General features: G+C 62.3%; 10 protein-coding genes, 1 tRNA gene and 1 pseudogene. 5 read left to right on the top strand and 7 right to left on the bottom strand.

Annotated elements, in window-relative coordinates; genetic code table 11:
• Nucleotides 1-290: 290 nt before the first annotated feature.
• Nucleotides 291-944: a histidine phosphotransferase ChpT gene (chpT, locus tag ABIB91_RS41285; protein ID WP_007600529.1), complete on the bottom strand. Its 654-nt coding sequence runs from the start codon at nucleotides 942-944 to the stop codon at nucleotides 291-293.
• Nucleotides 945-1,115: 171 nt separating this feature from the next.
• Between chpT and cysQ the strand changes: the two genes are divergently transcribed.
• The gene (gene cysQ, locus ABIB91_RS41280) at nucleotides 1,116-1,943 is read left to right on the top strand and encodes a 3'(2'),5'-bisphosphate nucleotidase CysQ (protein WP_354172876.1); all 828 of its coding nucleotides are present in this window, start codon (nucleotides 1,116-1,118) and stop codon (nucleotides 1,941-1,943) included.
• A 14-nt stretch (nucleotides 1,944-1,957) separates the two neighbouring features.
• Here cysQ and ABIB91_RS41275 read toward each other — a convergent pair whose 3' ends face one another.
• Complete coding sequence (locus ABIB91_RS41275) at nucleotides 1,958-2,443, bottom strand: YHS domain-containing (seleno)protein (RefSeq protein ID WP_354172878.1); 486 nt, start codon at nucleotides 2,441-2,443, stop codon at nucleotides 1,958-1,960.
• A 139-nt stretch (nucleotides 2,444-2,582) separates the two neighbouring features.
• Between ABIB91_RS41275 and ABIB91_RS41270 the strand changes: the two genes are divergently transcribed.
• The 3 genes from ABIB91_RS41270 to ABIB91_RS41260 all read left to right on the top strand — a co-directional run bounded on the left by ABIB91_RS41270 (nucleotide 2,583) and on the right by ABIB91_RS41260 (nucleotide 4,838).
• On the top strand, nucleotides 2,583-3,188 hold the full coding sequence (locus tag ABIB91_RS41270; RefSeq protein WP_027565201.1) for a DUF1134 domain-containing protein: 606 nt from the start codon (nucleotides 2,583-2,585) through the stop codon (nucleotides 3,186-3,188).
• A gap of 119 nt (nucleotides 3,189-3,307) precedes the next feature.
• Nucleotides 3,308-4,606 (top strand): coiled-coil domain-containing protein, encoded by a 1,299-nt coding sequence (locus ABIB91_RS41265; RefSeq protein ID WP_007600524.1) that lies wholly within the window; start codon nucleotides 3,308-3,310, stop codon nucleotides 4,604-4,606.
• Between the two features lie 157 nt (nucleotides 4,607-4,763).
• Nucleotides 4,764-4,838 (top strand) — tRNA-Val (locus ABIB91_RS41260).
• 919 nt (nucleotides 4,839-5,757) lie between these two features.
• Here the strand turns inward: ABIB91_RS41260 and ABIB91_RS41255 are convergent.
• The 4 genes from ABIB91_RS41255 to ABIB91_RS41240 all read right to left on the bottom strand — a co-directional run bounded on the left by ABIB91_RS41255 (nucleotide 5,758) and on the right by ABIB91_RS41240 (nucleotide 8,804).
• Entirely contained in the window at nucleotides 5,758-6,195 is a 438-nt protein-coding gene (locus ABIB91_RS41255; protein WP_354172873.1) for a DUF2441 domain-containing protein, read from the bottom strand.
• Between the two features lie 538 nt (nucleotides 6,196-6,733).
• Nucleotides 6,734-7,999 carry an IS256 family transposase gene (locus tag ABIB91_RS41250; protein ID WP_354172871.1) on the bottom strand — a complete coding sequence of 422 codons (1,266 nt, stop codon included), beginning with the start codon at nucleotides 7,997-7,999 and terminating at the stop codon, nucleotides 6,734-6,736.
• Nucleotides 8,000-8,189: 190 nt separating this feature from the next.
• Nucleotides 8,190-8,372 (bottom strand): hypothetical protein, encoded by a 183-nt coding sequence (locus ABIB91_RS41245; RefSeq protein ID WP_354172869.1) that lies wholly within the window; start codon nucleotides 8,370-8,372, stop codon nucleotides 8,190-8,192.
• Nucleotides 8,373-8,549: 177 nt separating this feature from the next.
• Nucleotides 8,550-8,804, bottom strand: coding sequence for a ComEC/Rec2 family competence protein (locus ABIB91_RS41240; RefSeq protein ID WP_354172867.1), 255 nt, complete (start codon nucleotides 8,802-8,804; stop codon nucleotides 8,550-8,552).
• Nucleotides 8,805-9,376: 572 nt separating this feature from the next.
• On the opposite strand from ABIB91_RS41240, the gene ABIB91_RS41235 reads away from it, so the two are divergent.
• Complete coding sequence (locus ABIB91_RS41235; protein WP_354172865.1) at nucleotides 9,377-9,769, top strand: avidin/streptavidin family protein; 393 nt, start codon at nucleotides 9,377-9,379, stop codon at nucleotides 9,767-9,769.
• 19 nt (nucleotides 9,770-9,788) lie between these two features.
• On the opposite strand, the pseudogene ABIB91_RS41230 reads toward ABIB91_RS41235, so the two are convergent.
• Nucleotides 9,789-10,732 (bottom strand): annotated as a pseudogene (locus ABIB91_RS41230) (IS3 family transposase); the annotation flags it as partial.
• Nucleotides 10,733-10,922 lie beyond the last annotated feature (190 nt).

Raw genomic sequence — 10,922 nt, 5'->3', positions numbered from 1 at the left:
GTTCGGCTCCTGCTCGAACTTCACCAGCTGATTGTCCACGGTGTCCAGGCTCTCACTGGTTTCCGTCAAAAACTCCCGCAACAGATCATCCATGAAAACAGGCCTTCATACAGGGAGGGCGCGCACACAAGACGTGATGCGCCAATTCGGAATGGGGCCAGCTTCACCGCAAAGCGTTTAATATTGGTTGAGTATGTGGAAAAGAACGGAATCAACAAAGAGATAAGGCGCTCCGGACAAGCCGAAGCGCCTTGTAAAGATTCGATTAACGTTTGAGAGCGGCTTCGTGTCTACGACGCGATGATGGTGATGGCCTCGCCTTCGTGCGCGAGCCTCACGGTCAGCCCGCAAGCCTCTGCCAACAGCCGCGTATAATAAGGCTGGATCGCGTGCGCATCCGCGGCCGGGCCGCGCTCGCCGCTCAGGAGTTCGGAGATGTTCTGCGGCAGGCGCGCATTGTGTCCGGTCGCGGTGATGCGGAAGCTCATCGTCTCGCCCTCGCCGATCGGATCGATCGTCAGCGTGCCGCCGCGCGGGATCGTGTGCTGCGAAACGACCAGCATGTTGAGCAGCAGCTTGACGCGATTCTTCGGCAGCAAGATCCTCGGCAGATTCCAGGTGATCGAGCACTTGCCGTCCTCGATGTGGCCGCGCGCCATGGTCTGGGCATCGCCGAGATCGATCTGCGCGCCGGACGAGCCGGCCGCACCAAAGGCGAGGCGGCAGAACTGGAGGCGGGCGGAGGCGGTTTTCGCGCTCTTGCGTATCAAGTCGAGTGCGAACTCGCGGTCGTCGGGCTTGGGATCGTCGTCGAGCACTTCGAGCCCATTGACGATGGCGCCGACAGGGCTGATGAGATCGTGGCAGACCCGCGAGCACAGCAGCGCAGCGAGTTCGAGCGCATCTGGAGCGGTGACGGTAGCGGGTGACGAAGCGTCAGACATAAAGGGTTCCTGGAATTGCACGGCGCGGACGCGGCGAATCAAGCATGCTTGACGAATGCCGCAGGTTCTAACATTCGCAAGCCCGTGGCAGCTAGCTTGCGATCGGTTCGAACCGGCCCTAATGCCGCGGCGAATCACTCGCGTAGGGATGGAATTACCGATGAATGAGGCATGCAGGTGAAGCGGATCATCGACAGCACGGCCGCCTCCCACCTGATGGAGCCGCTCACCGCGCTGGTGGTGAAGGCGGGTGAAGCCATCCTCGCGGTCAACCGCACCGCGATGCGGGTCGACGGCAAACAGGACGGCTCGCCGGTCACCGAGGCCGACCTTGCCGCCGACCGCATCATCGCGGACGGGCTGGCGCAGCTTGCGGGCGACATCCCGACGCTCTCGGAAGAGCGGACCCAGCTCGCCTCGCCGCCGTTCCGCGAGAGCTTCTTCCTGATCGACCCACTCGACGGCACCAAGGAGTTCGTCGCCGGGCGCGACGAGTTCACCGTCAACCTTGCCCTCGTGACATCGGGCGTGCCGGTGCTGGGCATCGTCAGCGCCCCTGCACTCGGGCTGCTCTGGCGCGGCATCGTCGGCCGCGGCGCCGAGCGGGTCGGGTTTGACGGCGCGACCATCGGCGCTGCCGAGGCGATCCATACCCGCAAGCTGCCGCCTCGGGGCGAGCCCTGGATCGCCGCGGTGAGCCGCTCGCATGGCGATCCCAGAACCGAGGCGTTCATCGATCACCGCCCCAGCGCCGTCAGAAAGACGGTCGGCTCGGCCGTGAAATTCGGACGGATCGCGGAAGGCAGTGCCGACATCTATCCCCGCTTTGGGCCCACTTGTGAATGGGACGTCGGGGCCGGCTACGCTGTCGTGACCGCGGCCGGCGGCAGCGTGACCGACGGCAAGGGCGGCGCGCTCCGCTTCGGCGAGCGGCACGATGCCGGCTTCATCATCCCGGAGTTCATCGCCTGGGGTGACCCGCAGGCGGCAAGACTCTGACGTCGTGAAGGGGCCTACTGGCTGAGCTTGTCCTCGAGGGCCGGCCAGCGCTTGCCCACCTCGTAGAGGAAGCGCTCGGGATTGGCGGCGAAGGCGTCGCGATTGGCTTCCCGGCTGAACAGATAGAGCCGCTGCGCCGCGATCCCGAAGAAACGGGGGTTACCGGCGATGGTGACGCCCCGGGCGATATCGACCGGATCGTAGCCGCCGAACTGCGGCCCGTAGACCTCGGGATGGGCGAGGAAAGAGGCCCGGTTGCCCTCGTTCCGAAAGCGCCAGACCGCGCCCCACAGGTTCGCCTCGAACTCGGCCGTCCCCTGCACGGCCGCGCCATCGACGAAATAGGCCACGGGGTCGAAGCCCTCGATCGCCACGCCGCTGAAGCGGTTGACGACGATCCGCTCGGTGGTGGCCGCCTGCGCCGGCAACCCCGCGCAGAGGATCCAAATGCCCGACAGCATGCAGACCAGAAGGCCGATCAAGGCAATTCCGGGGCGCAAAGGGCTGGCTTCCTGCCGTTCTGCCGTCATAGTTGCTGCGGATAACATCCGAGTCGAGGGGACATCCGGCGCAACCTAGAGCCGTGCCTGTTGGCGTCAGGTTAAGGAAGCGACCGGATTCGATACCAGGGGTTCTTTTATGACTTTCGCATCACGCCTTGCCGCAGTCGCGCTTGCCGCGATGGTCGGGTGGATCATTCCGGCTTCCGCCCAGCAGCCGCCGCCGCCCGATTTGCCGCCGCCGCAGCGGACCCAGACGCCCAGCACCTATGGGCCGGACGAACTCGTGAACGCCGGCCACCGTTTCTTCGGTAACGTCTCGCGCGGTCTCGCCTCGATCATCGAGAAGGCGGTCAGCCAATGGGGCCTGCCCAACGGCTATATCCTCGGTGAGGAAGGGTCTGGCGCTTTCGTCGCCGGCCTGCGCTACGGCGAAGGCACGCTCTACACCAAGAACGCCGGCGACCTCAGGGTCTACTGGCAGGGTCCTTCGCTCGGCTTCGACTGGGGCGGCGACGGCGCGCGCACCATGACGCTGGTCTATAATCTGCCCGCCACCAACGCGATCTACCAGCGCTTCGCCGGCCTCGACGGCTCGGCCTATATCATCGGCGGCTTCGGCATGACGGCGCTCACCGCCAACAACATCGTGCTGGTGCCGATCCGCTCGGGCCTCGGCCTGCGGCTGGGAGCCAATATCGGCTATTTGAAATTCACCCCGCGCGCGACCTGGAACCCGTTCTAGCGTTCCGCTTTCCCCTCCGGCGACGGATCAAGGTTAACGACATGTCGGGGCTGGCTTTTTGCCGGCCCCGCATGCAATGTCCTTGGTAAATTTTTCCTTAGCTTTGGGAGTTCTGGCCCATGGTCGAACCGATCATGTACCTGGCGATCGGTTTCCTGCTCTCGATGCTGTGCGGGCTTGCGATCGTGCCGCTGGTGCATAACCGCGCCGTGCGCCTGACCACGCGCCGGCTCGAGGCCGCCACGCCGTTGTCGATGGCCGAGATCCAGGCCGACAAGGACCAGCTCCGCGCCGAATTCGCCATGTCGGCGCGACGGCTGGAGATGAGCGTCGACCAGCTCAAGAACAAGACCACGAGCCAGCTCGCCGAGCTCGGCAAGAAGAGCGACGCCATCAACCGCATGAAGATCGAGCTCGGCGAGAAGAACGCCACGATCTTCGCGCTGGAGGCGCGCGAGAAGGCGGTGAAGGAGCAGCTCCGCGCCACCGAAGAGGAATTCAACACCAAGACCGCAGCCCTGCGTGCCGCCGAGCTCGCGCTGACCGACAAGCAGGGCGAGCTCGCAAAGATCAATTCCGAACTGTCCGACCGCTCGATGATGGCGGAGAGCCGTCAGGTCGAGCTGGTTGTGGTCCGTGCGCAGATCGAGGAGCTGAAGAACCGCGTCGGCGACGCCGAAAAGGAATTTGCCGCGACGCAGGCGCGGCTGGCGCAGGAGCGCACCGAATCCGAGACCGCCTCGCGCGAGCTCGGCGACGCCCGCGGCCGGGTCGAGAATCTGAGCCAGCGCGTCACCGATCTCGATCGTCAGCTCATCGTGCAGGTGAAGGAGGCCGAGATGCTGTCGGGCCGCGTCGGCGATCTCGAGGGACGCCTTGCCACGCAGGGCAAGCTGCTCGCCGAGCGCGACTATGAGAACAACCAGCTCCGCCAGGCCAACGAGGGCAACGAGCGCACCATCAAGGAGCTGCGCGTCGAGATCGCGGCCTTGAGCGGCGGTAAATCGTCGGCCGCGATGGAATCGATCCGCGCCGAAAAGACCGCGCTGGAGGAGCAGCTCCGCACCGCCCGCGACGAGCGCGCCAAGCTCCAGCGCGACATCAACGCGATCCAGCAACAGGCCGAGAGCTCCTGGGCGACCGAGCGGATGGAGAACGCGCTGCTGCGCGAACGCATCAACGACATCGCCGCCGAGGTGGCCAAGCTCGCGATGCAGCTCGAAGGACCGAACTCGCCAATCGAGGCCCTGCTCGCGGCGGAGGCCGGCCAGCCGCCGAGGCCGGCGCCGCGCCCGGCCAATGACGCCCCGACCAACGGCACGGCCGCCGGCACCCTGCCCGAAGGCGGCGGAACACTGGCCGAACGTATCCGCGCGCTCCAGGCCCACGCCTCCCGCGCCCGCCAGCAGGGCGCGTAAGCCGCCCCAATACAGTCTGACCGCTGAATTGCGGGTCCGGGGAGAAGGTTTTCCGGTCCGGCAGCGCCTCGAAACTTGACACCTTCGGCCCGCACTTCTAAATCGCGGGCTCCAAAGCGTCGGCGGCCGAAACTGGGGTCGCCTGCATGATGGTTTCGGGTGCATAGCTCAGCGGGAGAGCGTTCCCTTCACACGGGAGAGGTCCAAGGTTCGATCCCTTGTGCGCCCACCATTATCCTTTGATCTCAATTACTTATGACTTGCATTCCCTTTCCGTGTGCCCGAAAAAAGTCGGGGCACAGTGTGGGCACACCCGCCAGGTGAGGCCGCGATTGTGCGACCAACAAAGCGCCCCCACTGAAGGCATAGCTGCACGTGCAGCGCAGTCCGGCTGTCTCATCATTGGGGCGGCAAGCCGATTGACGCGATGCTGTGGCGCAAGAACATTCATAAACGGGCCCATGTACGACAAATAGGACCGGCGGAGCGCGCGCTGGCGTTGCCACCGGCGAACCGGCCGGACTTTCTCCCATCGCGTGTCAGCGGCGACTGAAGAGGCTCCCGTTCTGAAGGCATGATCAAGTCCGACATCTCGATCGTTTTGCCCGAACGCGGTAGGCAGACGTATTCAATGCTTGTGCTTGTGCTTGTGATTCTGGAGCGGGAGCGTGCGGAGTCGTCCGTGAACAAGGCTCTAAGCGATTGAGCAGGAGTCAGTTTTCCGGTTGCGGCGGCATTTGAGATTGCAGGGATTGGGGGCTTGAGGCCCCCAAACCTTGCAATTTTCGTTTGTGGATTCCCGTCTACGCGGGCAAAGGCGAGAAGCCGATTGACCGGCACGCTCTGTTCCAGGCGGTCCGCCGCCTTCGGCTGAAGTTGAAGATGGCCGAATGGTCTCCGCACGATGCGCGCCGGTCAGCCACGACCTGGGCACGGGCCATGGGTATTCCCCGCGACACAACGGAGGCGCTCACGCATCATGCCATTGTCGGCAGCGGAAAGACCTATGACCGTTACGACATGCAGGCTGAGAAGCGAACAGCCGTTGAAGCAATCGCTGAGTACATTGGCCGAACCCTGCGGCGTAGAGAGATGCCGCTGAAAAAGAAGCGGCGTAGCGAACACGCTTCCCCTTCACAGGCCGAAGCCTGTCACTGGGCATCGCCCACGAACAGGGTCTCCCATTGAGGACTCTCGCCCGCCTCGCCCCGCCAGTATTTGCGAGCCCGCTCTCTCGTTACGGAAAGAGGCTCACTGTCACCAAGTAAGTGACTGGCATCCGCCCGATGAATCGTACCTGTACAGGTCAACTCGCACACCGTGCTACCCAGTCCGACAAGCTGCTTCCAGTGGCGCGCCTCTTCCGGCGTTTCGCAGGCGTATAAGCAGCGTTGGCGGGACGGCGGCTCGCCCTTGAACTCTGCAAGCCTGATGTCTTCCATTATCAGCTCGCGGCAAAGCATGACGTAGTGCCGTGCCACTTCGACCGCGATTGTCGGCAAAATCGGGCAGTTGACATGCCCAGCTTCAACCTGCTTGAGGAACTCGACCGCACGCAGCTCGACAGTTATTCCGTTCTGGTCCGTCACAGGGGAGGTCCGAGAGCCCTCGTAAAAACCAAAAAATGGGTGTCGCTTTCCCCTAGCTTGACAACTTGGCCCAAGGCCAACGCTTGCTTATACGGCTTCGTTTCGGTGAGGTGAAACAACTTTCGGCCGCTAACCTGTTCAACCATGCGGTCTAATCTCTGGTGCGAATCAACATGAGCTTACCCGAATCTGTCCGCTGCGATCACTGCGACGAGGAGTTCTCGCCAGAGAAGTTGACTGTCGTCGCCCCTCCGGCCGGAAACGGCGAGTCTGTCTGCGTTCGGTGCATCGAAATCATGCTCCGTCGGGCCGTCGCGAAACTGCCGCGCGAATATCAGTGAAACCGGCCAATACGTTGGGTGCATTCGGCTAGTCTCATTCTCGGGCTAAAGCCTCGAAAGACCCAGAACAGAAAGCTGCCCAACAGCAAAGGACGATTCGGGAGCACGATTGCTCCCGGTCGTCACGACCTAGGCGCGGGCGATGGGGATCTCCCGCGACAGAACGGAGCTATGCGGGATTTTGGGTGACGGGGTGATCAGGCGGCGTGGTTTGCCGGCGCTTGGATGACCTCGATGCCGTCGTTGAATCTGACACCTGCGATGATCTTCGGCAACTGGTTTGTGCCTTTGAGCCGCCGCCAGGTCCTTGATGCGGCGATCACCAGCTTGAACACCATCAGCTTGGTGGTCGGCGACAACGAACCCTTGGTGCGCACCGTCCTGTGCCGCACGGTGGCGAACACGCTCTCGATGGGATTGGTCGTGCGCAAGTGATCCCAATGCTCGGCAGGGAGGTCGTAGAAGGCCAGCAGCGCGTCGCGATCCTTGGCGAGGCATTCGACCGCCCGGCCGTACTTGGCGCGGTATTTCTCGGCGAAGACGTCGATCGCCACTTCGGCGGCCGCCCGGTTCGGCGCCCAGTAGACTTCGCGCAGGTCCTTCTTCATGTTGGCCTGCACCGAGAGCGGGACCTTGTCCAGGACGTTCACGGTCTTGTGCACCCAGCAGCGCTGGTGCCGCGTGCCGGGAAAGACCTCGTCAAGCGCTTTCCAGAAGCCGAGCGCGCCGTCACCAATGGCAATTTCCGGGGCGATCTGCAACCCGCGCTGCTTGACGTCGATCAGGAGCTCGCGCCAGCTCTGCGCGCTCTCCCGGACGCCGACCTGAAAGCCGATCAATTCCTTCTTGCCTTCCGGCGTCGCGCCGATCAGCACCAGCATGCATTCGCCGTGGTCTTCCATGCGCGCCTGCAGGAAGACGCCATCGGCCCACACATACACGTAGCGTCGCGCCGACAGATCGCGCTTTTGCCAGCGCTCATACTCGCCCTGCCACTCGGCCCTCAGCCGGGCGATGACCGCCGGCGACAGGTTCGGCGCGTCCTTGCCCAGCAGGGCCGTCAGCGCCTCCTGGAAATCGCCGGTCGAGATGCCGCGCAGGTACAGCACCGGCAACAGCGCATCCAGACTCCTGGTCCGCCGCGCCCACAGCGGCAGTATCGCCGAGCTGAAGCGGATCCGCTCGCTATCGCCGGCCGCCCCGCGGTCCCGAATCTTCGCCCGCGCGACCTCGACCGGTCCGATCCCGGTCGCAATCGTTCGCGCCGGGCCGTAACCATGCCGCACGACACGGGCGCGCCCGTCGTCAAGCTTCAAATCCTTCACCGTGGCGAGAAACGTCTCGACCTCGATCTCCACGGCCTGCGCCAGAAGCTGCCGCGCACCAGCTCGCAGAATATTGGTCAGTGGATCGTCGATATCGTCGGGCTGACGAAGGGCAACAATATTGCTAGTCTCGTTCATGGCGTATCGCTCTCCTTGAGAGGTTCTGGCAGGCTCGACACCCGCCTCGATACGCCGCCTATCTCATTCCGTCATCACCCACTTTCCCGCATAGCTCCCGGGCCACCCGTCAGAAGCACATCGTCGCTTTCGAACAACAAGAACGCTGTGAGGCCCGCAATCTCTTCCTGCATCTCGGAGTCTTGCTTTTCTAGCCAACTGACAATTGCTTCCAATGGCGACATGGGTTCTCCTGGTAGTCCGCCGCCACTAATTGGTCTGTTTTAAGCGCAGCGGCAAAAAGGGCGATGTTGACTATTAAGATGGTGACGAGTGATGCGGTATTCTGGTCTTTGAGAGATTTCTCTTTTGCCCCTTTAGCTGCCCTCTTCATTGCTACTCTTCTTGTTCGTCGGGATATGGCTTGTTGGCGACACGCCCCCAACCGCGATAGGGAGCGTTATTCCAGACACTGAAAGCGCCGTCCTCAGTGGTACAAATCAACGCACCACGATGCAGCATAGCCCTCCGCACGGCCTTCCTCGGGTGCTCCTCGTCTTCATCTGCGGCGCTAATCATTGCGGTGAAAAGCTCTTGGCCGTCCGGCAGCAGTTGAACCAGACGCGGCCCAAGCCATCGGTTCTAGCAGTTCCGTCGAGACGTTGCGGCGCTCCCCATGATGAGGTACCTGAAAACGGTCCACGCCGGGCAAGTAGAGCCCGGCTTGCGGCGCAAACTCAGCTGCCTCAGTCAAGGCTGATCGTCCGGCATCACCTGTAAGAACGATCTTGTGTCCATTCAGGTAAGCGAATTGCACGACGCTCATCTCGTTCTCGACGCTAATTTAGTTTTACGGTCTTGAAAACCTAACGCAGCTCTTGCGAACCTCAATCCAAGTCGGCGACGTGTGTGTCGCCGCGATTGCTGCAATTGCCGGTGCGGGCACAACGTCGTACCTTCGAAAGAAATTGAGTCGGCGTCTATTGGCCGTCTTTGGCACAGCGACGTAGGTGCCCGCTGTGCGCCAATTCGCGATGAGCGGACTCGGTGCTCCTATTACGGGGTGCCCCACTCCATGCAACTGTGGACGCGCCGCACTTCAAAATAGCCGAGCATCTGCTGGGATGACAGGCGGAACGGGCGCGCGACAATAGCCGACTTCGCCGCGATCCAGCGCGATTTGGCGCATATAGGCCGCATCCCGGCGCCGAACGTAAGGTAAGAATGAAGCGACTCGCCTCGAGTTTCACCAAAAGTCTGCTGCAAGTGAATGGAACGACGGGGCGATCGAGCTGACGTACGGTTTGGTCGAAGGATGTTTGCAAACAGAACTGCCTAAGCCGCTGTATCAGCCGAGCACACGTTGCAACGTTTAAGCGACCTCTTTGGGGTTTCAATATGAAGAGATTTCTGGGACTTTTGCTTATCGCTCAATTTTTCTTTCCTTCCGATGAGGTCATGGCGCAGGGGCTCTCTACTCCTTCATACTGGAAGAACGAACGGGGTTCGGAACTGTTTATCTGGTCCGCCAATAACGGGGCAATACAAGGGACCTTCACAAATCATGCTCAAGGATTTGCCTGCCAGGGCATTCCATATCCTGCATCCGGAGCTATTGGTCCAACTGGCTTGTATTTTGTTGTTACTTTTGCCCAATGCAATTCCTTTACTCGCTGGGTCGGAAAAACCAACGGCTCTCAAATGCCTGCGTCATGGATGCTGTTCTACGTTGATAAGAACGGTAAGCCTAGCAAGTTGAAAGGCGCAGATATATTCACGCGCGTATGGTAGTTTCCCTTGGGATCGTGAGCTAATGATCCGAGCCCCTCGCTTCATCCAGCAATGGGGAGCGTCCCGGTGACATTTGAGCCCATCGGGTCCGGTGGAGCAACGGGGCGGGGCGCGGAGCCCTCTGCATAGCGCAGCGTTCCCCCCGTTGCGGCCCAGGATCGCTGCGGTTGGGGAATTCGGTCGGTGTGAGGTTACCCGGCGCACTGTGCGGCCGGGAGTTGTTGTAGTCGTCTTTCCAGCTTGCCAGCACGGCTCGAGCCGGGCGCGCTAGGTGAATAGCGCCTCATTGCGAAGTTCGTGGCGCAGGCGGGGCGTTGAAACTCTCGATGAAGGCGTTTTGGGTCGGCTTGCCGGGCGCGATGTAGTGCCACTCGATCTGCCTTTCCTGGCTGAAGTACAGCACGGTCATGCCGGTCAGTTCGGGCCGTTGTCCGATACACACATCGCTGGCCGCCCTCGCCAGGCGATGATGACGTCGAACTCGCGTACACCCGCAGGCCCGACAGCGACGTGTCGGCGACGAGCGCCAGGCACTCGCGGGGGAAGTCGTCGACTACGGCCAGGATGCGGAAACGTCGACCGTCGGCGAACGCATCCGACAGGAAGTCACGGCTCCAGCGCTGGTTGGCCCCTTGCAGGATGGCCAGCGGCGCCTTGGTGCCGAGTGCCCGTTTGCGCCCACCACGCCGGCGGACTTGCAGCCGTTCCTCGCGATAGAGACGTCGGAACTTCTTGTGGTTCATGACCAGCCCCTCGTGGCGCACCAGCACCAGCAGACGACGGTAGCCGAACCGGCGGCGGATCGCGCAGGCGGGCACGCACGACCGCGTCATCAGCTCGCCGGCTGCGATAGCGCACCGATGTGCGGTCTGCCACGAGCACTGTGCACGCCCGCCGTTCGCTCACCTCGAAGGTGGTCCGCAGATGAGCGATGGCCTCTCGCCTCGCGGCGGGCGTCACCATTAATGGGATGACCCGCCCCGTCCTCTCAATCAGACTGAGTTGGCTTTTGAAAGGAGGAAGCAATGAGGACACGGAACAAGCCCAGGCCGGCAACAGTGTTTGGGATCGACATTGGCAAGAACCTTTTCCACGTCGTTGGGCTCGACGCCGCCGGAATGCCGATCCAGAAGGCGACCTTTCGGCGCGATAC

It is taken from the genome of Bradyrhizobium sp. JR4.3, from assembly GCF_040547695.1.
Taxonomy (GTDB): domain Bacteria; phylum Pseudomonadota; class Alphaproteobacteria; order Rhizobiales; family Xanthobacteraceae; genus Bradyrhizobium; species Bradyrhizobium canariense.
The sequence above is the reverse complement of the archived record's forward strand: the minus strand, read 5'-3'. Positions and strand labels throughout refer to the sequence as shown.